Raw genomic sequence first — 25670 nt, forward strand, 5'->3', positions numbered from 1 at the left:
AAATCCCCACTAACTTTGTTAGTGGGGATTATCATACGTCCCGAGGATCATTCAAGTCTCTAAACCGATCGGCATTAATGCCTTGACATGGGGTTTTTGTTAGGATTCTTGAGACTCTTCTAAATCTGAACTTTCAGCCGCTGATTCTATATCTATGCGCGTCACTCGCTGCAAGCCTCTTGGCAACAGACCGCCACGACGGCCACGCTCGCCACGGAAGTTCTCTAGATCGGACGCTTTCAGCCCTAACTTACGCTTACCAGCATACAAGGTCACCGAACTTCCCTGCGGCAAAGAGATTAAGTGAGAGACATACTCTTCACGCTCTTTCGCCTTCGCAGCCGGAATGTTGATGATCTTATTACCCTTACCTTTACCAAGCTGAGGCAAATCCTTAATTGGGAACAGCAGCATTCGGCCTTGGTTAGTAATCGTCAGGATTTCATCGGTATCTAAATTACTGATGGTTTGCGGAGAAATCACTTCAGAATTAGCAGGCAGTGTCACCAATGCCTTACCACTCTTGTTCTTAGACAGTAAGTCACTGCCCTTACAAACAAAGCCATAACCTGCATCAGAACCGATCAACCATAGCTGCTCTTCTTCACCCATCACAACATGGCGAATGCTGGTGCCTGCATTGATGTTAAGACGACCCGTAATTGGCTCACCTTGGCTACGTGCAGATGGCAAAGAATGAGATTCTAGCGAGTAGCTTCGGCCATCATTGCCAAGGAATACCGCTTGCTGGCTACTCTTACCGCGCGCATGAGCAAGGTAGTTATCACCAGACTTGTAGTTTAACCCTTCAGCATCAACATCATGCCCTTTCGCGTGGCGAATCCAGCCTTTCTCTGATAGAACAACTGTGATTGGTTCACTTGGAACTAGATCGCGTTCAGTCAGTGCCTTCGCTTCAGCACGCTCAACCAGAGGAGAACGACGATCATCACCGTACTTATCTGCGTCAGCTTGAATCTCTTTCTTCAGTAAGGTATTCATCCGACGCTCAGAGCCAAGTAGTTTCTCTAGCTTCTCACGCTCTTTTTCAAGCTCATCTTGCTCGCCACGGATTTTCATCTCTTCTAGCTTAGCTAGGTGACGAAGTTTGGTATCTAGAATCGCGTCCGCTTGAATTTCGGTAATGCCAAAGCGTGCCATTAATACCGCTTTAGGATCATCTTCAGTGCGGATGATCTCGATCACTTCATCAAGGTTTAGATACGCAATCAACAAACCTTCAAGGATGTGCAAACGCGCCATCACTTTATCAAGACGGTACTGTAAACGACGACGAACGGTAGTGCGACGGAACTCAATCCACTCAGAAAGAATCTGTACTAGACCTTTCACCTGTGGACGGTTGTCGAGACCAATCATGTTCAGGTTTACACGGAAATTTTTCTCTAAATCCGTTGACGCAAACAGGTGGTTCATCAACTGGTCACAGTCGATTCGGTTTGAACGAGGCACAACAACAATACGCGTTGGGTTCTCATGATCCGATTCATCACGCAGATCATCCACCATTGGCAGCTTTTTCGCGCGCATTTGGTTAGCAATCTGTTCAAGCAGCTTCGCGCCCGATACCTGGTGTGGCAAAGCAGTGATAACAATATCAGAGCCTTCTTTATGCCAGACCGCACGCATCTTGATACTGCCGCGACCAGTGCGGTAGATCTTCTCAAGATCCGCTCTAGGTGAAATGATCTCTGCTTCGGTCGGGTAATCAGGACCTTGAACAAAGTTCATCACGTCCGGCAGTTCTGCTTTAGGATGATCGATCAAGTGAATCGCTGCATCAGCCACTTCACGCACATTGTGAGGCGGAATATCAGTAGCCATACCTACGGCGATACCGGTCACACCATTCAATAGAATGTGCGGTAGACGCGCAGGTAGCATTTGCGGCTCTTTCATCGTGCCGTCAAAGTTAGGCTGCCACTCGACCGTACCTTGGCCAAGTTCACCTAGCAGTACTTCAGCAAACTTAGACAGTTTCGCTTCGGTATAACGCATCGCGGCGAACGACTTAGGGTCGTCTGGAGCACCCCAGTTACCTTGACCGTCGACTAGTGGGTAACGGTAAGAGAATGGTTGTGCCATTAATACCATCGCTTCATAACACGCAGAGTCGCCGTGTGGATGGTATTTACCTAACACGTCACCAACGGTACGTGCTGATTTTTTATATTTTGCTGCTGCCGAGAGACCAAGCTCCGACATTGCATAAATAATACGTCGTTGAACCGGTTTCAAACCATCGCCAATGTATGGCAATGCGCGGTCCATAATTACGTACATTGAGTAATTCAGATAAGCGTCTTCGGTGAACTTGCGCATCGGCAACTGTTCAACGCCATCGTATGTAATCTCACTAGACATTCATTAAACCTCTGCCATATCACCGTTAGATTGCAGCCAGTGTCGACGGTCATCCGCACGCTTCTTACCTAGCAACATATCCATCATTTCCATGGTCTGCTCATTGTCATCAATGGTTAACTGAACCAGACGGCGAGTATTTGGATCCATGGTTGTTTCACGCAGCTGAAGTGGGTTCATCTCACCCAGACCTTTGAATCGCTGCACGTTGATTTTGGCTTTTTTCTTCGATAGGCGCTCTAAGATGCCCTCTTTCTCATCATCATCTAGGGCATAGAACACTTCTTTGCCGCAGTCGATACGATACAGAGGAGGCATCGCAACATAGATATGACCCGCTTCCACTAGCGCGCGGAAGTGACGAGTAAACAGAGCACATAATAACGTCGCGATGTGTAGACCATCCGAGTCCGCATCGGCAAGGATACAGACTTTGCCGTAACGTAGGCCATCGAGATTATCGTTATCAGGGTCGATGCCCAGCGCCACCGAAATGTCATGCACTTCTTGAGACGCGAGTACCTGGTCTGCAGAGACTTCCCATGTATTCAAGATCTTACCACGCAGTGGCATCACAGCTTGGAACTCACGATCACGGGCTTGTTTCGCTGAGCCGCCTGCCGAGTCACCCTCGACAAAGAAGATTTCAGTGCGATTTAAATCTTGCACAGAACAGTCTGTCAGCTTGCCTGGCAGTGCAGGGCCTGATGCCACCTTCTTACGCACAACTTTCTTGCTTGCGCGCATACGGCGGTGAGCATTAGCAATACACACTTCTGCCAGTTGTTCAGCAAGTTGCGGTTTTTCGTTTAACCACAAGCTGAAGGCATCTTTTACGACGCCAGAAACAAACGCTGCTGTTTGACGCGATGAGAGACGCTCTTTAGTTTGACCGGCAAACTGAGGATCTTGCATCTTCACCGATAAAACGTAAGAACAGCGGTCAAAGATATCGTCACCAGTTAGCTTAACCCCGCGAGGAAGCAAGTTACGGAACTCACAGAACTCACGCATCGCATCAAGTAGACCTTGGCGTAGACCGTTAACGTGCGTACCACCTTGCTTGGTTGGGACCAAGTTAACGTAACTTTCTGTGATCATCTCGCCGCCTTCTGGCTGCCAGATCACCGCCCACGTGGCCATCTCCGTATCAGCAGTAAACTCGCCGATATACGGTTCCGCAGGAAGAACTTCATAGCCTTTAACACCTTCAGAAAGGTAGTCTTTTAGGCCATCTTCATAGAACCACTTATGTTCTTCGTTGTTCACTTTGTCGCTGAAAGTAATCTCTAATCCAGGGCAAAGAACCGCTTTCGCACGCAGGTTGTTCACCAAGCGTAACGCGGAGAATTTGTAGCTATCGAAGTATTTTGCGTCTGGCCAGAAATGTACTGAAGTACCGGTATTACGGTGACCACAAGTGCCTGTCACAGTAAGTTCAGTGACTGCGTTACCGCCTTCAAAAGCAATTTCATGTATTTCACCACCACGTCGCACAGTCACTTCAACGCGCTTAGAGAGCGCATTTACTACTGAGATACCAACGCCGTGTAGACCGCCAGAAAACTTATAGTTGTCGTTAGAGAACTTACCACCAGCATGTAGCTTGGTCATAATAAGTTCGACACCTGAGATACCTTTCTCAGGGTGAATATCAACCGGCATGCCTCGACCATCATCGATCACTTCTAGTGATTGGTCAGCATGGAGAATGACTTTGATCTTTTTTGCATGCCCAGCAAGTGCTTCATCGACCGAGTTATCAATAACCTCTTGTGCAAGATGGTTTGGACGCTCTGTCTCGGTATACATGCCAGGACGATGTCGTACTGGGTCAAGACCTTCAAGAACCGAAAGGTCTTTCGCATTATATTGTTCAGTCATAATACGGAATATCTTTATAAAGAATAAATGGAGTAGCTAAACAGGCAGGTAAATATATGCTCAATGATTTTTACTCATTGAGAGTGCGAACAAATTCGAATCGCTTTAAATCCTGCTTAGCACAGGAGAAACATAGTCTGGAACAGACCTAATTATGTCAAGAGAGATAAGTAAGTAACAAGTAAAATTATGACTCTTCCCTCAATGAGAGTCAGAGTTGTAAGAATTCGATGATTTGTGCAGGGTAACGTTCGAAGTCAACAAAGCTATGATCCCCCCCTTCTTCTACCGTTTGTCTAGCACCGGAAAAATGTGTCACGGCTTGGCGATAATCAAGAACTTCATCTTCCACTTGCTGCAATAGCCAAAAGTCAGACGGGGATGCAATCGATGGTGTATCTAACGCTTTGAGCTCATCAATATGCACAGCTTCCAGAAAGTACTTTTCGTTGGTATATGGGTTTTCTTGCTCACCAAGAAAGTCGACCAGTAACTCGTAAGGTTTTACCGCAGGGTTGACCACCACCGCCTTAAAGCCAAACTGAGCATTAAGCCACATTGACATATAGCCACCAAGAGAGCTGCCCACCAATCCGATACGATAATCGTCTTTATATTGATTAACGATATCCAACAGCAGTGCAGAAGCCGACTGCGGGAAGCACGGTAAACGCGGGATGACTACTTTGATATCTGGCCTCTGCTCTTCGCAGTACGCTTTCATTACGTTCGCTTTGTGCGATAAAGGTGAGCTGTTAAAGCCATGGATATAAAGTAGCAATGACGGTTTCATTAGTAGCCTGCAGAATTAAAATCGGGTTGGAAGCTGCCTGGTTTTAAACGTTTCACTTCAGTAGAGACTGAGCCATCGTTGTGCAGCTCTAGTTCACGCCAGCCTGGTGATAAAGTATCGAGAGAAAAGTCATCACAGTTAGGTTTAAACTGCACGCAGGTTGATGGAGTCGACATTACTTGGACGCCTTTATGCATCACGTTCATATCTTGATGAACATGGCCACACACTACCGCCTTAACGTTGTTATGCTTTTCTACCACATTCCAAAAGCTGTCCGCTTCTTTAAGCGTATGCTGATCGAGCCAGCGACTCCCGACCAAGATCGGATGATGGTGCAGCAACACCAACGTATTACGCTCAGGGTACTCAGTCAGCTTTTCATCGAGCATGGTTAACTGCTGCTCAGTTAAGAAGCCGTGTGGTACACCCACTACCTGTGAGTCAAGCAGCACCATTTGCCAGTGTTCACCAAGCAACACGTGTTCAACTTGCTGAATCTGGCTAGAAGGCAGCACCGAGTTCATGCTCGGCTTAAAATCGTGGTTCCCCGGCAACCAGAAACATGGCAGTTCAAGCTTTTCGATGCCTTGTTCAAAGTGCTGATAAGAGACCGCACTATGGTCTTGGGAGATATCACCAGTTGAGAGCATCGCATCGAAGCTTGCTCCACAATCAACAATTGCATCGACAACTGCATGAAAGCTGTCGAGAGTTTTGACACTTAACAAGCTACCGTCCAACGGCTCAAACAGATGAGTGTCGGTGACTTGTAGCAGCTTGATGCTGTTTTGATCTGATGAAATAGACGTAACTTTCAAAACAAACCCTAAATATTCAATGGGGTGCGACTAATACCCTGTCTTAAACAAAATGAAAGCCAATCACCCAAAAAACGGTTGAGCTGAACCTTTTCATCTTGTTGGAGCATTTTCTCATTTGGATAATCGTATCGGGCATTCACACGTTTCAGATGGTCACAAGCGCATACTTCTGCTACGCGAGCATCGTGGTAGAGCCTGACAGACATCGTAGGTAATGGAAATACTGGAACGTCATCACTTTGACAAATATCGACCAAAGTTGTGTACTTTGTGACTTCTACCACTTGAATTTGGTAGGTCATATTGGCCGCTTGGTAGCAACGTACGTCATCGACACTCGGCTGATTAGGCAGCAAAGCATTCAATTTGGCGTAGTTTGTTTCATATGTCCGCATCAAATCAGATAAATCAACATGATACGGTTTCTTAATTGCTACTTGTTCCATTCTTCTTTCAAACGTTGATGATTGAGCTCTAGCCACTGCAAAGCAATGATAGAGGCGCCATTTTCAAATTTCCCATCGATAACCCACTGGTAAGCTTGTTGACGAGACATAACGTGAACACGAATATCCTCCCCTTCATAGTCTAAACCATGAACGCCATACGCTGTGCTCGCATCGACTTGGCCAACAAACACATCCAGCATCTCAGAACAGCCGCCTGAAGAAGGGTAGTAAGAGGTCACTTTTTCCAATAACCCGACTTCAATTCCTGCTTCTTCAACTGCTTCGCGGCGCACGACGTCTTCCGCAACTTCACCTTGGTCAATCATCCCGGCGACAATCTCAAGCTGCCAAGGGCTTTGGTGTTCCATTGCTCCGACGCGAATTTGTTCAATAATCACGACCTGATCACGAATAGGATCATAAGGAAGCATTGCAGCAGCATGACCACGTTCAAACATTTCGCGCTCGATCGGCTCACTCCAGCCACCTTCAAACAATCTATGTTTGAAGCGATATTTCACCATTCTAAAAAAACCCTGAAACAGTGTTTCTTTTGAGATTATTTCCACATCTTGGCGAGTAAACTGTTCATCTTGATTGTCAGACTGTTGCATTTGGCACCTCTCTGAGTGAATCTTATAGTTTACTCAGACAAAAGCTTAACTTCCAAGGGCATGGTTCAACTTTTTATACAATTTTTATAGATTCAGTTAAATTGATGAATTAAATTTATTGTACAAGTGGATAGTTAAGTGTAAAACTTTGCAAAGTATAGAGTGATTTACCATCAATTGAGTTAAACTCCCGATGAGACACCTTTTTCATATTTTGGCAGGAATAGGACTAATGAAGAAACTGCTTCCACTATTTATCAGTGCAGCACTAGGCGGACTAAGCACTAACGCTTTCGCTGACACACTGGCAGACATTTATAATCAAGCGAAAGAAAACGACCCTACGCTACTTAGCGCAGCTGCTCAGCGTGATGCCGCATTTGAGTCAGTGACTTCTAGTCGTTCATCTTTGCTACCGCAGATTAACTTAACTGCGGGTTACAACATCAACCGAAGTGATGTTGATCAAAGAGAAAGTGATAAGCTCACAGCAGGAATTAACTTCTCTCAAGAACTTTACCAACGTTCAAGCTGGCTGACTTTGGATATCTCTGAAAAGAGTGCTCGCCAAGCAGACGCTTCTTACGCTGCAAGCCAACAAGCATTGATTCTACGAGTTTCAACGGCATACTTCGATGTACTGCGTGCTCAAGACAACCTTGAATTTGTTCAAGCAGAAAAAGCGGCAGTTGGCCGTCAGCTAGAACAAACTAAGCAACGTTTTGAAGTGGGTCTATCGGCAATCACCGACGTACATGATGCGCAAGCACAATACGATGCAGTACTCGCTGATGAAGTATTAGCGCAAAATGACCTAGTGAACAGCTATGAAGGTCTACGTGAGATTACTGGTCAAGAACACTCGAACTTAGATGTGCTTGATACTAAACGTTTCTCTGCAAGCAAAACTTCGACAGCAATCGACGCGCTAGTCGATGAAGCTCAGCAGAAAAACCTAAGCCTACTGTCTGCGCGTATCGCTCAAGACGTAGCGAAAGATAACATTTCACTGGCAAGTTCAGGCCACTTACCATCTCTAACCTTAGATGGTGGCTACAATTACGGCGATGAAAGCAATGATAACGCAGGCTTTGTTGGTGACTACAACGACTTCAACGTTGGCGTGAACCTAGTGGTTCCACTATACACTGGTGGTAACATTAGCTCACAAACCAAACAAGCTGAATTCAGCTATGTTGCAGCAAGCCAAGATCTAGAAGCAACATACCGCAGTGTAGTTAAAGATGTTCGTGCATTTAATAACAACATCAACGCCTCAATCGGTGCACTACGTGCGTATGAGCAAACGGTAGTTTCAGCTCAATCAGCACTAGAAGCGACAGAAGCAGGCTTCGATGTAGGTACACGTACTATCGTTGACGTACTGGATTCGACTCGTCGCCTTTACGATGCGAACAAGAGCCTATCAAACGCGCGTTACGACTACATCCTAAGTGTCCTTCAGCTACGTCAAGCAGTAGGTACACTAAGCGAGCAAGATATCCTAGATATCAACGCTGGTCTTAAGAAAAGCTAATCAGTAATTCTATTGGCTTTACGTGAAAAAGGCTGACTCCGTATGGGGTCAGCCTTTTTTAACATCGAAGAGTTTTATCAACGATCAGTAAACAGTATCAATCTGAACGTTGTTCTCAACTAGCCACTCAACTTTGTCATTGTTATTAAGCAGCAAAGCAACGTTAACAGGTTGATTAGGGTCGACTGGGAATTGCCAAACAAACACCACTTCCCACTGGTTCGGGCTATGGGTGCGCATCTCAAGCAAATCGCCATCAATTACCCAAGTCTCATCACCTTGCTGAATCGAAATATTCTCGACATCTAACTCAGCAGGTAACGTTGCGTCTGACTCTAAATAGAGTGCGCCATGCAAGGTACTATCTTGCACTTCACCGATGGTCGGCATTTTGTTCAACCAAAGGTTACTCTTAAGCGTTACTGTTGACTCCGCAATCACTGCTTGATTATCTTGCTCCCAGCCCACTTGCTGAGTCGCACAACCGGCCAACAAAGCGACACCGAGCGAAACTAATGCTACTTTTTTCATTTTATTTACCTGTGTTGTTATTGAGCCATTCTTTGAGTATTTGAATATCATTTTCATACTCATTCTTCATTTCTTCAACCCAATCATCGATATTTTCCCACCAAGCAGGTAAATCCGGCGATTGCGCTTTCTGGGCCACTCTTTGAATATGTTTCAAACCAATAGAACCCGCTGCACCTTTAATTTTATGCGCTTCAGAGACAATCCCTTCTTGGTGTCTTGCGACCATATTAGAATCAAGCACTTGTAGATAGTCAGGCATCATATCTTCAAACATTTGAATACTATCTAGCACTGGTTGCGAACCAACAATACTGACGTAAGATTCAAGCATTTCTAGATCGAGTAATTGAGCGTATATCGAGCCGCCTTCAGGGACAGTTTCAGCCACCTCAGCCTGCGCTATGACCGCTTCTGTTTCACCCTGAGTAAACTTGGCTAATACATCCTGCACTGCTGTCACTGAGAGCGGCTTACTGATGGCGTCATCCATACCTCTTTCAAGATATTCTTGCTTATTCTTCAATACATTTGCCGTCAGTGCCACCAGCGGCGGAAGATCTGAGTAAGTGCGGCGGAAGTACTCGGCAATATCAAAACCCGTCATATCAGGCAATTGGATATCAAGGAACACCAAATCGTAGATTTCAGGATCAAACATCTCCATTGCTTCAGCGCCATTCATCGCGACTGACACTTCATGACCCATGCTCTCCAGTAACGAACGAGCCACAGTGATGTTGAGTTCAATATCTTCAACCATAAAGATGTTCAGTTCTTGCGACTGCAGTGAAGCCACCGATTGAGGCAATTCAACTTCAGCCAATGGCACACAAATAGTCACGGTAAAGGTACTACCAAAACCTTCTTCGCTCGAAACGGTAATATCACCATCCATCATGTTGATCAGTTGCTTAGATACCGCTAAGCCAATGCCGGTACCCACTGCATGCAAGTTGTCTTTGCCAGATTTCACTTGGTAGTACATTGCGAAGATCTTATCCAGCTCAGATTCTGGAATACCAATACCGCTGTCTTCGATTTCCATAATGATATGAGCATGTTCATCGATCACTTCAGAGCTCACGGTCATTACCACCCCGCCCTCTTTGGTGAACTTCATCGCATTGCTGATAAGGTTCCAAAGCACCTGACGTAGGCGTGTCGCATCGACCTCAATTCCGCTTGGCAGTTCGCTCAACCTTTCGAGATCAAAACGCAATCCCTTCTGTGACGCCATCAGTGCCGAAATGCTCTCCATCTCCGCGACAAACTCTTCAAAGTTGAGCGCTGACGGGAAAAGCTCCAGTTTACGGCGGTCAAATTTATCCATATCGATGATATCGTTAAAGATATTGCCAAGCGTAATCGCACTGACGTTGATGGTTTGCATGTGGCTACGCTGCTCTTGGGTCATTTGCGTATCCAGCAGCATACGACTTAAACCAACGATACCATTTAGCGGTGTTCGCAGTTCATGGCTAATGGTCGAAATGAAGGTGGTTTTATCGCGACTGGCTTTTTCTAGTGACTCTTCATGGCGCTTACGCTCGGTAATATCACGACCAAAGCCGACTAAGCCCAGGTGGCGGCCATCTTTGCTGTAGAAAGGCACCTTACGCAGTTCAAAGTAATTGCGGCGTCCATCAGGGTACTCCAACCATTGCTCATAAGTTAACGCTTGGTTGTCTGAGAATACTTTTTGGTCAGTATCAACAATTTGCTGAGCGACTTCTTTGCTATAGACATCCCAAGGCGTTAGACCAACCAATTGGCTTTCTTTCTTACCCGTCAGTTCTTCCATCGCTCTGTTACAGCCAGAGAAGACACCTTCTGCATTGCGGTAATAGATCAAATCCGGTGAAGCATCGATAAAAGAACGCAGCAAGGCGGTGCGCTCCGCGAGTTCTACCTGGGTTTTTTCGCGCTGATAGACCTCATTTTCCAAATCTTTCATCGCTTCTTCGCGCGCTTCTTCAGCCTTGATACGCTCTTCAATCTCTTGATTGAGCTTGGCAATGTTCTGCTGCAATTGGTTATTCAGTTCTTGGTCGCGAGAACGCATATCCTTGAGTTTTGAAACCAATTTAGAAAGACGCTGACGGGACTCTTCCAACTGATCGACAACCACCGAAAGAAAATAGACCGCCCAAGGAGTGATAAGTAGGCCAAAGAAGACAGAGCGGACAATATCGATATCATCCACATGACCATTGAGAACAAGCGTGATACCCACTTGAACAACGACCGCAAGCGCAACCAAAGCTAAAGCAAGTAAGATGGAGAAACGCAGAATACCCAATTTAACCAGAAGGTCGACATAATACTGGGCGAGATTTTTTATCGGTTTCATTGAAAGCTCCGCGAAAAAACGATAGATAAATTCTACCTGTTTTACCTAGCGACAGCTAAAAGAATCCTTAACGAACAAAACGTTAATTCTCTGATGTGTGATGCACACAGGTTTGGTTACGCCCATTCGCTTTGGCCTGATAGAGGGCACTGTCTGCCAAGGCAACGATGGACTCACTATTATCGAGAGGCTGTGGAACAATAGAAACAAGACCAATACTGGCCGTGACGATGTCGGAGACTTTAGAAGTATTATGTGCCAACGCTAACTCAGCGACACCTTGATGAATACGCTCAGCCACTTTCTTCGCCCCTTCAGAGGTAGTGTTAGGCAAAATAAAAGCAAACTCCTCACCACCATAACGAGCAACACTGTCGCTTGAGCGAGGTAGTACTTTTTTGAACACCTCAGCGACTTTGATCAACGCTTCATCACCGCGTTGGTGACCATAATAGTCATTGAAACCTTTGAAGTAATCGATATCGCACAGCATCACCGTCATCGGTTTCTGCTCGCGAATATGGATATGCCACAGTGTATCGAGCTGCTCATCAAAACGGCGGCGATTGGCAATTTGTGTCAGGCTATCGATGAAACTGAGTCTTTCTAGCTCTTGGTTGGCTTCTTCAAGTTTCTGCTCCGCTAGGTATCGCTCCGATACATCACGGGCCATCACCAGCACCCCATTTGTCCCCGATGCAGGATCTCTGAACGGAGATTTAACTACATCGTACCAAATGAACTGACCATTGCTGTTCACTACACGGTCGATATAACGCAACGACTTGCCTTCATGCAGGACCTTGTTATCGGTTTCGGATAAGCGACTGTATGACTCATTAGGAATCACGTCTTGCAAACGCTTACCAATAAGATCATCCACTTCAGCAATACCAAGCGCTTTAACAAACGGCAGATTACACGCTTGATAAACCATGTTCTCATTAAAAATACCAATAGAATCAGGGCTAGATTCTAATATGTTCTGCAAAATGGTATCGCGCTGCGCCAATGCGACTTCGGTATCTTTACGCTTTTCCATCTCATCACGCAGACTCTTTTGCATATCATGCCAATCCGTCACATCATGGCTAATACCCAGCGTACCGATTTTCTCACCGCTCTCCGAAATCAGTGCGCTTTGGTAACTCTCAAGCAGACAACTTCGGCCATCTGGCGTGACAGTCCAACGTCTTTTACTGGCACGCCCCTTAATCACCCCTTCAATATCGGCAACGCCCTCATCCTCTCGGTTGTGCCAAAAGCGTTGGAAGGCTCGATTACTTGAAATAATCTGACCATCTTTATCTTTAATAAAAATCAGTTCAGATAAATTGTCGAACGCACTCTTTACTATCGATAAAGAGTTCACTTGATTCTTTAACTCTGCATCCGTTTTTTGGTGGGTAGAAAAGTAGAGCAACCAAGCACTTCGACGGCGGAAAATGGTCTTACGCCCAACCACATCTAACTCAATTTTACGACTTTTTGATAGCGGCCAACTGATGGTGTGAGCTGAGAAAAACCGTCCAGTGAACGGTGATACAGAAGTCAGTAAAAACTGCGGGGTAACAAGATCAGGTAACATGAAATTATTGCCAACCCGACGAACGCCGAGTACTTGGCTCGCAACCGAATTGGCCAGCAGCAATTCACCGCTCTTGCTATCGATAAGAAGTAAAGCATTGGGAGTGGTGACCAAAAGCTCAACTAAATGAGCTTGGTTACGAGCGTAGATCGCTGCGGTAGTAATAATAGCGAGTAAGATGATAACAAGATCAAAACCATGCCCGTGGGTCGTATCCCACAACCAAACTAATACTTGCTCCATCCCAATACTCAAACTCTATGACATACCCATTGTAAGGGTACAAAAGATATCAGCTTATTGCTTACTATTCAGCCTTTAATATTGGTTTTGTATATATAAACGCTTGATTGATTAGTGTCCCCTGAGCCCCATCACGGTTCAAAGCGCGGCCAATCTCCGTCATAGCTAGCCAGCGATTTTCACACCATAATGGCGCAAGTAACGTTGGCCTTCTCGCCGCTGAGGAGACACGGTGATAAACCACCTCTGGTGGCGTCATGCGGATCATTTCACTGGCAATAGATACATACTCGTCAAACTCAGGAGCTTCCAGTCGTCCTGCTTTCCAAGCCTTGGCCATGGTACTGCCTTCAACAATATGTAAGCCATGCAACTTAATACCGTCGGTCCCTACCGCCAGTACTTGCTCCATCGTAGCGACGTTATCTTCTCGCGTCTCTTTGGGTAAACCAACTATTAAATGTGTACAAACCTTGATCCCTAACGCACGAGCTCGCTTGGTAATCTCGGCATAGCATTCAAAGTCATGGCCACGGTTAATACGTTTAAGCGTCTGATTATTTGCAGTCTGCAGCCCTAACTCCAACCAAATCTCGTATCCCTGCTCGACATAGCCAGATAATAGATCCAGCACCGCATCAGGCACGCAATCGGGACGAGTACCGACACATAAACCAACGATGTCGGCCGCTTTTAATGCTTCCTCATACATGTTCTTCAGAACTTGAACTTCTGCATATGTGCTGGTGTAGGCTTGAAAGTAAGCGAGATATTTCTTCGCTCGATCAATCTCACCTGCGCGATCAATCAACTGATCATGAATGCTTTTTACTTGAGCCTCTTCGTCCGCAAATGACGCTACATTGCAAAACGTACAACCGCCGCGACCTATGGTGCCATCGCGATTGGGACAGCTAAAACCGCCGTGCAAAGTCAGCTTGTGGACCTTTTCTCCGTAACGACGTTGTAAGTCTTGCCCAATAGTGTTGACCAGCTCATGAAGTTGCATATTAACTCTTACCTGTAGATCGAAATGAATATCATTAAGATTAGTGTAATTTAATTACAGTTTTGAAAAATAATCGAGCGTAGAATGTAACGATTTCAAACAGGCGATAAGTTAAGCAAAGTCAATAAACATGCAGAAATAACGTGCCTCAGGCTAATTGTTACGCAAAAGTTAAACATATTATTCATTTAAACGACGAAAAAGTGGGCAACAGAGTCGAGTTTTGATTGCATTTCCGCCTAACTAAATTGTAGGATACTTACAGATTTTGCTGTTTTATGTATTTTAAATTACATAGAAAGTCGGCGAAACATCGGTGTTTTCCAACTCCTACCTATATAAATCACTAGATTGTGATACAAAAAAAATGGATTACACCAAGGATTGTTTTTCTCGCAATATTTTTCCTGCGAGATACGGAATGGAATCAAAGTCACCAACCTAGGCGACTTCGAATCATAAAAATAAAGGACAGGACGTAGAACTAGTTTCGACTAGCCCAATTGCGCCTATTTGAACTGGAAGGATGTATCCATGGTAGATAGAGAGCAAAGTTCACAAGGTCTATATACTCCAGAACTGGAGCATGACGCTTGTGGTATCGGTTTTGTTGCTCACCTTAAAAACCGCAAATCGCACGAAGTAGTGACGCAAGCATTGGATATGCTTGCACGTATGGAACACCGTGGCGGTCAAGGGTGTGACCCTTGCTCTGGTGACGGTGCCGGTATCTTGCTACAAAAACCTCACGAATTTCTTTTAGAAGAAGCCGTTAAGCTTGGTATTAAGCTGCCTTCATTTGAGAAATACGGTGTAGGTGTCGTACTTTTCCCTAAAGACGAACACAAACGCGCACAATGTCGCGACATTCTAGAGCGTAATGCTAAACGCCTTGAACTAGACGTTATTGGTTACCGTGTTCTACCAACTGACAACTCAATGATTGGTGCTGACCCACTAAGCACTGAGCCTCAGTTTGAGCATGTGTTTATCTCTGGTGGTCCTAGCATCACTCCTGAAGAGTTAGAACGTAAACTATACGTACTACGTAACTACACTGTACGTGTATGTTTAGAAAGCGTGTCGAACATTGGTGACGACTTCTACATCAACTCAATGTCTTACAAGACAGTGGTGTACAAAGGTCAGCTAACCACAGAACAAGTACCTCAGTACTTCTTAGATCTACAGAATCCAACGATGGTGAGTGCACTAGCACTGGTTCACTCTCGTTTTTCTACCAATACATTCCCACGCTGGCGTCTTGCTCAGCCTTTCCGTTACATTGCTCACAATGGTGAAATCAACACAGTTCGCGGTAACCTGAACTGGATGAAAGCCCGTGAAGCAATCATCGAATCTGACTTGTTTACTCAAGCAGAGATCGACATGCTACTGCCTATCTGTCAGGAAGGCAGCTCAGATTCATCAAACTTCGATATGGCGCTAGAGCTCCTAGTTCTATCTGGTCGTAGCCTGCCACATGCGCTAATGATGATGATCCCTGAAGCATGGCAAGAAAACAAAAACATGGATCCAACTCGCCGTGCGTTCTACCAGTACCACGCGAATGTTATGGAACCATGGGATGGCCCAGCATCGGTGTGTTTCACTGACGGTGTTCAAGTAGGTGCAACCCTTGACCGTAACGGTCTACGCCCTTCTCGCTACACAGTGACGAAAGATGACTTCCTAGTGATGGCTTCTGAGTCTGGCGTTGTTGAAATTGAACCAGAGAACGTTGAGTTCCGCGGTCGTCTACAACCAGGTCGTATTTTCGTTGCTGACCTAGAGCAAGGTCGCATCATTTCTGACGAAGAAGTGAAAGATGACATTGCCTCAGCGCAACCATACGAAAAGTGGGTTGAAGAAAACCTACTCAGCCTGAAGAAACTGCCAGATGCGAGCAACGAATTCAGCCAGCCTTCACCTGAGAAGCTACTGCACAAGCAGCAAGCGTTCGGTGTCAGCTCTGAAGAAGTGAACGAAATCATCGTACCTATGGCGAAAGATGGCAAAGAGCCGCTTTCTGCAATGGGTGCCGACTGGCCACTCGCGATTCTTTCGCACCAGTCACAACATCTATCAAACTACTTTAAACAGCTGTTTGCTCAGGTAACTAACCCGCCAATCGACCCGATTCGTGAGCGCATGGTTATGTCTCTGAACACTTACCTAGGTAAAGATCAGAACCTACTTGCAGAGTCTCCGGAACACTGTCAAAAAGTAGAGCTTGAGTCGCCAGTTCTGTCTAACTCTGAGCTAGAGAAGCTACGTGCTATCGATAACGAACACCTTCAAGCGAAGACACTAGACATCGTATTCCAAGCAAGTGAAGACGAAGGCAAATTAGAGCGTGCGCTGAAGCGTATCTGTCAGTATGCCGAAGACGCAGTCATCGATGGTTACTCCATCATCCTACTGACTGACCGCGCTGTTAACTCTAACCACGCAGCTATCCCAGCAATGCTGGCGGTTGGCGCGGTTCACCACCACCTAATCCGCAAGGGTCTGCGTGCTAAGTGTGACATCGTGGTTGAGACAGGTGATGCGCGTGAAACGCACCACTTTGCAACCCTAATCGGCTACGGTGCAAACGCAGTGAACCCATACCTAGTTATCGAAACTATGGTTGAACTGCAGCGCACTAAGAAGCTTGACCCTGAAACCAATATTCGTGACCTATTTGAGAACTACCGTAAGTCAATCAACGGCGGTCTGCTGAAGATTTTCTCGAAGATGGGTATCTCTACGCTACAGTCTTACCACGGTGCACAGATCTTTGAAGCGCTTGGTATCAGCAAGTCTGTCGTTGATAAATACTTCACTGGTACCGTTTCACGTATCCAAGGTCTAACGATTGATGACATCGCCAAGGAAGTCCTAGTACGTCACCGTATCGGTTACCCAACTCGTGAAATTCCAGTACAAGTTCTTGATGTTGGTGGTGTTTACCAGTGGAAACAGCGTGGTGAAAAGCACCTGTTTAACCCTGAAACTATCTCTCTGCTCCAAGAGTCAACTCGTAACAAAGACTATGCTCAGTTCAAGAAATACGCGAAAGCGGTAGATGACCAAGGCGATAACGCAGCAACGCTACGTAGCCAGCTAGACTTTGTTAAGAACCCAGCAGGTTCAATCCCGCTAGAAGAAGTAGAACCAATCGAAAACATCCTTAAGCGTTTCGCGACAGGTGCAATGTCATTCGGTTCTATCTCTTACGAAGCGCACTCAACACTGGCTGTTGCGATGAACCGCATCGGTGCGAAGTCTAACTCTGGTGAAGGTGGTGAAGACCCAACGCGTTTCGAACGTAAAGAAAACGGGGATTGGGAACGCTCTGCTATCAAACAGGTTGCTTCAGGCCGCTTTGGTGTGACTTCTTACTACCTAACTAACGCCGATGAGCTACAGATCAAGATGGCTCAAGGCGCGAAGCCGGGGGAAGGTGGTCAGCTACCAGGTGATAAGGTTGATGATTGGATCGGTGCAACACGTCACTCGACTCCAGGCGTAGGTCTAATCTCACCACCGCCACACCACGATATATACTCAATCGAAGATTTGGCTCAGCTAATCTACGACTTGAAAAACGCTAACCGCGCAGGCCGTGTCAACGTGAAGCTAGTATCGGAAGCCGGTGTAGGTACTATCGCATCAGGTGTAGCGAAAGCGAAAGCTGACGTTGTTCTTATCGCAGGTTTTGATGGCGGTACAGGTGCATCACCTATGTCATCTATCCGTCATACAGGTCTACCTTGGGAACTTGGTCTAGCGGAAACGCACCAGACTCTACTGAAGAACGGCCTACGTAACCGTATCGTCGTACAGTCTGATGGTCAGATGAAAACACCTCGTGATCTAGCAGTAGCAACGCTACTTGGCGCTGAAGAATGGGGCGTGGCAACAGCCGCATTGGTTGTTGAAGGTTGTATCATGATGCGTAAGTGTCATAAGAACACCTGTCCTGTTGGTATCGCAACGCAGAACAAGACACTACGTGAACGCTTCGATGGCCGCGTAGAAGACGTTGTTACCTTCTTCCAATACATGGCTGAAGGCCTGCGTGAAGTAATGGCTGAGCTTGGCTACCGCACTATCGATGAGATGGTGGGTCAATCACACAAACTGAAAGTTCGTGATGATATCGGCCACTGGAAGTACAAAAACCTAGATCTAACGCCTGTTCTACATATCGAGCAAGCGCGTGAAGACGATGGCGTTTACAACCAAACGCAGCAAAACCACAACCTAGAAGAAGTTCTCGACCGTAAGTTGATTCAAGCGGCTATCCCTGCGCTTGAGAAAGGTGAAGCAGTCAATGCTGAATTCCCTATCATCAACACGGACCGCTCTGCAGGTACCATGCTGTCGAACGAAATCTCTAAGGTGTACAAGGACCAAGGTCTACCTCAACCAATGAACGTTAAGTTCAATGGCTCTGCTGGTCAGTCATTCGGTGCTTTCCTTGCTAAGGGCGTTAAGTTCGAAGTTGAAGGCGATGCAAATGACTACTGGGGTAAAGGTCTATCTGGCGGTACGCTAGTGCTTTACCCAGACGCGAAATCAACCATTGTCGCTGAAGACAACATCGTCGTTGGTAACGTATGTTTCTACGGCGCAACTTCGGGGGAATCTTACATTCGCGGTATGGCTGGTGAGCGTTTCTGTGTTCGTAACTCAGGTGCGAAAGTCGTTGTTGAAGGCATCGGTGACCATGGTTGTGAATACATGACTGGCGGTGTTGCTGTAATCCTTGGCTCAACAGGCCGCAACTTTGCGGCAGGTATGAGTGGCGGTGTGGCTTATGTTTGGGACAAGTCTGGTGACTTTGAAACTAAGCTAAACTCTGAACTGGTCGACCTAGACCCAATCGAAGCAGAAGACCGCGAACTACTGAAAGAGATGCTAACCAAGCAAGTTCAATTCACAGGAAGTGAAGTTGCTCAGTCTTTCCTTGATAACTTTGAAGCTAGCCTAGCCTCTATGGTTAAGGTTATGCCGCGTGACTACAAAGCGGTACTTCAAAAGCGTAAGGCTGAAGCAGAGCAAGCACAAACGGAACAAGTGGAGGCAGTATAATGGGTAAGCCTACTGGATTTTTAGAACATGGTCGTGAGCTTCCTCAGAAGATTGACCCATCGGTTCGTATTGAAGACAACAAGGAATTCGTTCTGAACGAAGAGTTTGGTGACAAGATCAATACTCAGGCTTCTCGTTGTATGGACTGTGGCGTTCCTTTCTGTCACAACGGTTGTCCGATTGGTAACATCATCCCTGAGTTCAACGATGCGGTTTACCGTGATAGCTGGGAAGAAGCGTGGAACATTCTAAGTTCAACCAACAACTTCCCTGAGTTCACTGGTCGAGTATGTCCTGCTCCGTGTGAAAGTGCTTGTGTATTAGGTATCAACCAAGATCCAATCACTATCTGTAATATCGAGAAAACCATTGTAGAAACTGCGTACCGTGAAGGGTACGCAAAACCTAAAACACCTCGATCACGCACAGGTAAAACGATCGCAATCATCGGTTCAGGCCCAGCGGGCCTTGCCGCAGCTGAGCAGCTAAACAGTGCTGGTCATTCAGTCACTGTGTTTGAGCGCGATGAAAAAGTCGGTGGTCTACTGCGTTTCGGCATTCCAGACTTCAAACTAGGCATGGATGTGATCGATCGCAAGGTCAATCTTATGGCTGAAGCTGGCGTTGAGTTCAAAGTCAATCAGCACATTGGCGTTGATGTGAATGCACAGCAACTACGCCAAGAGTTTGATGTGGTACTGCTAACGGGGGGGTCAACGGTTCCTCGTAACCTTCCAGTACCAGGACGTGAACTTAAAGGTGTTCACTTTGCGATGGAATTCCTAGGCCAGAACAACCGCCGTGCAAACGGCATGGATCTGAAAACTGAAGAAATTCACGCCAAAGGTAAGCATGTTGTTGTTATCGGTGGTGGTGATACCGGCTCTGACTGTGTTGGTACGTCTAACCGTCATAAAGCAGCAAGCGTCACTCAAGTTGAAATCATGCCGATTCCACCAGAGAAGCGCCCAGCGAATATGCCTTGGCCTCAGTACCCAATGATTCTTCGCACATCCACTTCACATGAAGAAGGTGTCGATCGTCATTGGAACATTCTGACTAAAGAGTTTGTCGGAAACGATAAAGGTGAAGTAACCGGTCTACGCCTTGCTGACATCGTATGGCAAGATGCAAAACCAGGTGAGCGTCCAAGCTTCAAAGAAGTAGAAGGTAGTGAACGTGTGATTCCGTGTGATATGGCGTTCCTAGCAATGGGCTTTTTGCACCCAGAACCAACTGGTGTGTTAGCGCAGCTAGACATCAAGCTTGATGAGCGCGGTAACGTCGCTACTGAAGGTTTTGCGACTAACCAAAAAGGTGTCTTTGCCGCAGGTGATATGCGTACTGGCCAGTCTCTGGTTGTACGTTGTATCAACGAAGGCCGTGAATGTGCTATCGCCGTTGATGATTACCTAATGGGTAACTCAAACCTAGAGGCAAAAGCAGACTCATTGATGCTATCTGCATAATCTCTAGCCACCCAAGCTACTTCCTTTAGTAGATTCTGGGTGGCGAAGATTAAATAAACAATCCTTCCAAACTTTATGATTTGACCAGTACATTGTGCTGGTCTTTTTTCTTTTCCCGAAACGGATAATGTTGCAAAATTGTAACATTAAAAACCTTAAGCGTCTGAATTATATAGACTATTACAGCGTATTAAGTGGTAAATCGCACATTGGCATGATTTTCCACCAAGAACTTGACCTTTTTCATAATAACCTATACGTTGTGAAGTCGATGAAAATTATTTCCTCAATATTTGTTAATAGTTCTAACGGAATTTAGTGCATATTTATACGAATAATAACAATTAGAACGAATAGTTAGTCATATATACCAACCCTTTTAATGTTGGTAGTTCTGTCGGGAGACAGGTGAAGCAAAGGGAGAATTGCAATGGCTCTATATGATCCTAATCTTGAAAAAGATAACTGTGGATTTGGCTTGATTGCACACATGGAAGGTGAACCAAGCCATAAATTGGTACGTACCGCTATTTCAGCACTTGATCGCATGACTCACCGCGGCGGTATCGCAGCAGATGGAAAAACCGGTGATGGTTGTGGCCTATTGCTACAAAAACCGGACTCTTACCTACGTTTAATCGCTGAAGAAAATGGTTTTAATCTTGGCAAGCAATATGCTGTCGGTATGATTTTCTTCAACCAAGACCCAGCCAAAGCACAGTCAGCTAAAGACGTTATAAACCAAGAGCTTGCGCAAGAGACCTTGACCGTTTCGGGTTGGCGTGAAGTCCCTACTAACTCAGCTGTGCTTGGCCCAATTGCAGCAGATTCGCTGCCAAATATTCAGCAAGTTTTCATTTCTGCACCGGCTGGATGGCGCGAACGTGACATCGAACGCCGCCTGTATATCGCTCGCCGACGTATTGAAAAACAGATCACTGATGATAGTGACTTCTATATCTGTAGTTTGTCGACTCAAGTTATGGTCTACAAAGGGCTATGTATGCCTGCGGATCTGCCACGCTTCTACTTAGATCTTGCTGATCTTCGTATGGAGTCAGCGATCTGTCTGTTCCACCAACGCTTCTCAACCAACACTCAACCACGCTGGCCACTTGCTCAGCCATTCCGCTACTTAGCGCACAATGGCGAAATCAATACTATTGAAGGCAACCGCCAGTGGGCGCGTGCTCGTGCCTACAAATTTTCGTCGCCACTACTGCCGGATCTCAAGACCGCTGCGCCATTCGTGAATGAAACCGGTTCAGACTCTTCAAGTCTCGATAACATGCTGGATCTATTCTTAGCTGGCGGTATGGATATCTTCCGTGCGATGCGAATGCTGGTTCCGCCAGCATGGCAAAATCACCCAGACATGGACCCTGATCTGCGCGCCTTCTACGACTTTAACTCCAAACATATGGAACCATGGGATGGTCCTGCCGGTATCGTTCTATCTGATGGCCGCTACGCTGCGTGTAACTTAGACCGTAACGGCCTGCGCCCTGCTCGCTATGTGATTACTAAAGACAAGCTCATCACACTCGCCTCTGAAGTCGGCATTTGGGATTACGCGCCAGATGAAGTTGCAGAGAAAGGCCGTGTCGGGCCGGGTGAACTTCTGGTCGTCGATACTCGCCGCGGCAAACTATGGCAATCGAGCGAAATTGATAATGACCTTAAAGGTCGCCACCCTTATCGCGAATGGATGGACAACAACGTCCATAAACTGACTCCTTTCTCCGCATTGCCGGATGATAAAGTAGGTGAACGCAGCTTCGCTGATGACCAGCTTAAGACTTACCAGAAACAGTTTGCGATGAGTAACGAGGAAGTCGATCAAGTATTGCGAGTACTTGGTGATATGGGCCAGGAAGCTGTCGGTTCAATGGGTGATGATACCCCTATGGCGGTGCTTTCTTCTAAAGAACGTTTAGTCACTGACTATTTCCGCCAGAAGTTTGCTCAGGTCACTAACCCGCCAATCGACCCGCTACGTGAAAAGCATGTTATGTCTCTGGCAACCAGTATTGGCCAAGAGATGAATGTCTTCTGTGAAACGGATGGGCACGCCCACCGCGTGACATTTGGTTCGCCTGTTCTGCTTTACTCAGATATGCAGCAACTGCTCGAACTTAATGACGAGTATTACCGCAGTACAATCATAGATATTAATTACGATCCTGAAGAGAAGGATCTAGAGAAAGCGATTCAGGACTTGTGTGACCAAGCGGTCGAAGTGGTCCAAGATGGCACCGTTTTAGTTGTGTTATCAGACCGAAACCTGAAAAAAGGCTTACTACCTATCCCGGCAGCAATGGCGGTCGGTGCTGTGCAAAGCCGCCTTATCGATGCCAACCTCCGCTGTGATGCCAACATAATTGCAGAAACAGGTACAGTCCGTGATCCTCACCAATTTGCCGTTCTACTTGGCTTTGGTGCCACAGCGGTCTATCCATACCTAGCCTACGAGGCGCTGGGTAAAGTGATCGACGACGGCGGTATTGATAAGAGCTACCGTGAAGTGATGCAGAACTACCAATACGGTATCAACAAAGGTCTGTATAAAATCATGTCGAAGATGGGTATCTCGACTGTTGCTTCTTACCGCTGCTCACAACTGTTTGAAGCGGTTGGTCTAAGCCAAGATGTGGTTAACTTGTGCTTTAAAGGTGTTACGACTCGTATTCAAGGTGCCAACTTCGAAGATTTCGAGCAAGACATTTACAACTTGTCTCGCAAGGCATGGGCAAAACGTAAACCGATTGAACATGGCGGGTTGCTCAAATATGTTCACGGCGGCGAGTACCACGCATACAACCCAGATGTGGTTGGCACACTGCAACAAGCGGTCAAATCCGGCGAGTCATCAGACTATAAGAGCTTTGCTAAGCAAGTAAATGAACGCCCTACTGCGATGTTGCGTGACTTAATGAAGCTGAAAAAGTCAGACGCCCCTCTTCCACTAGAGAAGATTGAACCGAGTACTGACCTATTTAAACGCTTTGACTCCGCAGCCATGTCGATTGGTGCATTAAGCCCTGAAGCCCACGAAGCACTCGCGACTGCAATGAACCGTTTAGGTGGCTACTCTAACTCAGGTGAAGGTGGCGAAGACCCACGTCGTTTCGGCACTGAACGTAACTCGCGCATTAAGCAAATTGCTTCTGGCCGCTTTGGTGTTACACCGCACTACCTAACCAATGCCGATGTGCTGCAAATTAAAGTGGCGCAAGGTGCAAAACCTGGTGAAGGTGGTCAGCTACCGGGTCATAAAGTGACAGCTGAGATCGCCAAACTTCGTTACTCAGTACAGGGCGTGACACTAATTTCACCGCCACCACACCACGACATTTACTCAATTGAAGATTTGGCCCAGTTGATCTTCGATCTTAAGCAAGTCAACCCGAAAGCTCTGGTTTCAGTAAAACTGGTCTCTGAGCCGGGTGTTGGCACTATCGCCACTGGTGTAGCCAAGGCTTATGCCGACCTTATCACCATCTCCGGCTATGATGGAGGTACAGCTGCTAGCCCACTGACCTCGGTAAAATACGCGGGTAGCCCGTGGGAACTAGGCCTAGCAGAAACCCAACAAGCCCTAGTCGCAAATGGTCTACGCCATAAGATTCGCCTGCAAGTCGATGGTGGTCTTAAAACAGGTCTTGATGTCGTAAAAGCCGCTATTTTAGGCGCTGAAAGCTTTGGCTTTGGTACGGCTCCTATGGTGGCAATGGGCTGTAAGTTCTTACGTATCTGTCACCTAAATAACTGTGCAACTGGTGTTGCTACCCAAGATGACACCCTACGTAGAGAATATTTCAAAGGCCTGCCTGAAATGGTAATGAACTACTTTGTCGGCCTAGCTGATGAAGTACGTGAACTGCTGGCTGAACTTGGTGTTGAGAAACTGACTGACTTAATTGGTCGTACCGACCTACTGGAAGCAGTAGAAGGGATGACAGCGAAGCAGAGCAAACTCGACCTTTCAAATATCTTGGAAGCGCCAGTGTCACCGCAAGGACACCCCGTTTACTGGACGGAGCCTAATGCGCCGTTCGATAAAGCAGAGCTCAACCAACAGATTATTGAAGATGCTTTAGCGGCTGTAGAAGCAAAACAATCCGCAGACTTCTTCTATAGCGTCATCAATACCGACCGTTCCATTGGTGCTCGCCTATCCGGTGAAATCGCCAAGCGTTATGGCAACCAAGGTATGGCGGCTAAGCCAATTAAGCTCCACCTTGATGGCACTGCCGGACAGTCTTTCGGTGTATGGAATGCTGGCGGCGTAGAGCTTTATCTAACCGGTGATGCCAACGACTACGTTGGTAAAGGTATGGCAGGCGGCAAGATAGTCATCAAACCACACCAAGGTACGGCGTTTAAGTGTAATGAAGCGACCATCATTGGTAATACCTGCCTATACGGTGCAACCGGAGGCAAGTTATTTGCCGCTGGTACCGCTGGTGAACGTTTCGGCGTACGTAACTCAGGCACGATTGCTGTGATTGAGGGTGCTGGCGACAACGCGTGTGAATACATGACAGGTGGTATTGTCGCGATACTTGGCGCTACAGGTGTTAACTTCGGCGCAGGTATGACAGGTGGTTTTGCTTACGTCTTGGATAAGAATGAGGATTTCCAAGGTCGCGTAAATGAAGAGTCCGTTGAGGCAGTTGCCCTATCTGACTTACACATTCACCAAGAACATCTACGTGGTCTAATCGCGGAGCACCTAGAAGAAACCGGCTCAGTGCATGCTGAAGATATTTTGGCGAACTTTGATGAATGGATTCCAAAGTTCTACTTGGTGAAACCAAAAGCGGCAGATCTCAGCACACTGCTTGGTCACCAAAGTCGCAGCGCTGCAGAACTGCGCGTTCAAGCCCAGTAAGTCATGGAGGATGTA

At 46.5% G+C, this 25670-nt stretch carries 14 protein-coding genes; 4 read left to right on the forward strand and 10 right to left on the reverse strand.

Annotation, left to right across the window (positions count from 1 at the left end; all coding sequences use genetic code 11):
* Positions 1-99: 99 nt before the first annotated feature.
* The 6 genes from parC to nudF form a co-directional block, all read right to left on the reverse strand.
* A complete protein-coding gene (gene parC / locus ACHUFZ_RS16815; protein ID WP_394128041.1) occupies positions 100-2385 on the reverse strand; it encodes a DNA topoisomerase IV subunit A in 2286 nt (761 codons plus the stop codon).
* Between the two features lie 3 nt (positions 2386-2388).
* Entirely contained in the window at positions 2389-4269 is a 1881-nt protein-coding gene (gene parE / locus ACHUFZ_RS16820; protein ID WP_394128042.1) for a DNA topoisomerase IV subunit B, read from the reverse strand.
* A gap of 211 nt (positions 4270-4480) precedes the next feature.
* Complete coding sequence (gene yqiA, locus ACHUFZ_RS16825; RefSeq protein WP_394128043.1) at positions 4481-5062, reverse strand: esterase YqiA; 582 nt, start codon at positions 5060-5062, stop codon at positions 4481-4483.
* Positions 5062-5883: a 3',5'-cyclic-AMP phosphodiesterase gene (gene cpdA / locus ACHUFZ_RS16830; RefSeq protein ID WP_394128044.1), complete on the reverse strand. Its 822-nt coding sequence runs from the start codon at positions 5881-5883 to the stop codon at positions 5062-5064. Before cpdA ends, yqiA begins: the two co-directional genes overlap by 1 nt.
* A gap of 8 nt (positions 5884-5891) precedes the next feature.
* Entirely contained in the window at positions 5892-6332 is a 441-nt protein-coding gene (locus ACHUFZ_RS16835; RefSeq protein ID WP_134835451.1) for a DUF1249 family protein, read from the reverse strand.
* Entirely contained in the window at positions 6320-6949 is a 630-nt protein-coding gene (gene nudF, locus ACHUFZ_RS16840; RefSeq protein WP_394128045.1) for an ADP-ribose diphosphatase, read from the reverse strand. Before nudF ends, ACHUFZ_RS16835 begins: the two co-directional genes overlap by 13 nt.
* A 232-nt stretch (positions 6950-7181) precedes the next feature.
* Between nudF and tolC the strand changes: the two genes are divergently transcribed.
* Positions 7182-8486 carry an outer membrane channel protein TolC gene (gene tolC / locus ACHUFZ_RS16845; RefSeq protein WP_394128046.1) on the forward strand — a complete coding sequence of 435 codons (1305 nt, stop codon included), beginning with the start codon at positions 7182-7184 and terminating at the stop codon, positions 8484-8486.
* A gap of 84 nt (positions 8487-8570) precedes the next feature.
* Here the strand turns inward: tolC and ACHUFZ_RS16850 are convergent, their stop codons facing one another.
* The 4 genes from ACHUFZ_RS16850 to mnmL form a co-directional block, all read right to left on the reverse strand.
* Positions 8571-9017 (reverse strand): hypothetical protein, encoded by a 447-nt coding sequence (locus tag ACHUFZ_RS16850; RefSeq protein WP_394128047.1) that lies wholly within the window; start codon positions 9015-9017, stop codon positions 8571-8573.
* Position 9018: 1 nt separating this feature from the next.
* Complete coding sequence (gene arcB, locus ACHUFZ_RS16855; RefSeq protein WP_394128048.1) at positions 9019-11370, reverse strand: aerobic respiration two-component sensor histidine kinase ArcB; 2352 nt, start codon at positions 11368-11370, stop codon at positions 9019-9021.
* An 82-nt stretch (positions 11371-11452) separates the two neighbouring features.
* Positions 11453-13201: a diguanylate cyclase domain-containing protein gene (locus ACHUFZ_RS16860; protein WP_394128049.1), complete on the reverse strand. Its 1749-nt coding sequence runs from the start codon at positions 13199-13201 to the stop codon at positions 11453-11455.
* A gap of 64 nt (positions 13202-13265) precedes the next feature.
* Positions 13266-14210: a tRNA modification radical SAM protein MnmL/YtqA gene (mnmL, locus tag ACHUFZ_RS16865; protein WP_394128050.1), complete on the reverse strand. Its 945-nt coding sequence runs from the start codon at positions 14208-14210 to the stop codon at positions 13266-13268.
* Between the two features lie 534 nt (positions 14211-14744).
* On the opposite strand from mnmL, the gene gltB (ACHUFZ_RS16870) reads away from it, so the two are divergent.
* From gltB (ACHUFZ_RS16870) to gltB (ACHUFZ_RS16880), 3 genes are all read left to right on the forward strand, one after another.
* On the forward strand, positions 14745-19292 hold the full coding sequence (gene gltB, locus ACHUFZ_RS16870) for a glutamate synthase large subunit (RefSeq protein WP_394128051.1): 4548 nt from the start codon (positions 14745-14747) through the stop codon (positions 19290-19292).
* Positions 19292-20761, forward strand: coding sequence for a glutamate synthase subunit beta (locus ACHUFZ_RS16875; RefSeq protein WP_394128052.1), 1470 nt, complete (start codon positions 19292-19294; stop codon positions 20759-20761). Before gltB (ACHUFZ_RS16870) ends, ACHUFZ_RS16875 begins: the two co-directional genes overlap by 1 nt.
* Before the next feature lie 430 nt (positions 20762-21191).
* Positions 21192-25655, forward strand: a complete 4464-nt coding sequence (gene gltB, locus ACHUFZ_RS16880) for a glutamate synthase large subunit (RefSeq protein WP_394128053.1) — start codon at positions 21192-21194, stop codon at positions 25653-25655.
* The last annotated feature ends 15 nt before the right edge of the window (positions 25656-25670 follow it).

The organism is Vibrio hepatarius, from assembly GCF_043642085.1.
GTDB classification, from domain to species: Bacteria; Pseudomonadota; Gammaproteobacteria; order Enterobacterales; family Vibrionaceae; genus Vibrio; species Vibrio hepatarius_C.

Excerpts from the sequence above, each read along its gene's own strand:
- gltB (WP_394128051.1), top strand. The coding sequence starts at position 14,745 with ATGGTAGATAGAGAGCAAAGTTCACAAGGTCTATATACTCCAGAACTG.
- ACHUFZ_RS16860 (WP_394128049.1), bottom strand. The coding sequence starts at position 13,201 with ATGGAGCAAGTATTAGTTTGGTTGTGGGATACGACCCACGGGCATGGT.
- gltB (WP_394128053.1), top strand. The coding sequence starts at position 21,192 with ATGGCTCTATATGATCCTAATCTTGAAAAAGATAACTGTGGATTTGGC.
- ACHUFZ_RS16835 (WP_134835451.1), bottom strand. The coding sequence starts at position 6,332 with ATGGAACAAGTAGCAATTAAGAAACCGTATCATGTTGATTTATCTGAT.
- parE (WP_394128042.1), bottom strand. The coding sequence starts at position 4,269 with ATGACTGAACAATATAATGCGAAAGACCTTTCGGTTCTTGAAGGTCTT.
- arcB (WP_394128048.1), bottom strand. The coding sequence starts at position 11,370 with ATGAAACCGATAAAAAATCTCGCCCAGTATTATGTCGACCTTCTGGTT.
- ACHUFZ_RS16850 (WP_394128047.1), bottom strand. The coding sequence starts at position 9,017 with ATGAAAAAAGTAGCATTAGTTTCGCTCGGTGTCGCTTTGTTGGCCGGT.
- parC (WP_394128041.1), bottom strand. The coding sequence starts at position 2,385 with ATGTCTAGTGAGATTACATACGATGGCGTTGAACAGTTGCCGATGCGC.
- nudF (WP_394128045.1), bottom strand. The coding sequence starts at position 6,949 with ATGCAACAGTCTGACAATCAAGATGAACAGTTTACTCGCCAAGATGTG.
- tolC (WP_394128046.1), top strand. The coding sequence starts at position 7,182 with ATGAAGAAACTGCTTCCACTATTTATCAGTGCAGCACTAGGCGGACTA.
- ACHUFZ_RS16875 (WP_394128052.1), top strand. The coding sequence starts at position 19,292 with ATGGGTAAGCCTACTGGATTTTTAGAACATGGTCGTGAGCTTCCTCAG.
- yqiA (WP_394128043.1), bottom strand. The coding sequence starts at position 5,062 with ATGAAACCGTCATTGCTACTTTATATCCATGGCTTTAACAGCTCACCT.
- mnmL (WP_394128050.1), bottom strand. The coding sequence starts at position 14,210 with ATGCAACTTCATGAGCTGGTCAACACTATTGGGCAAGACTTACAACGT.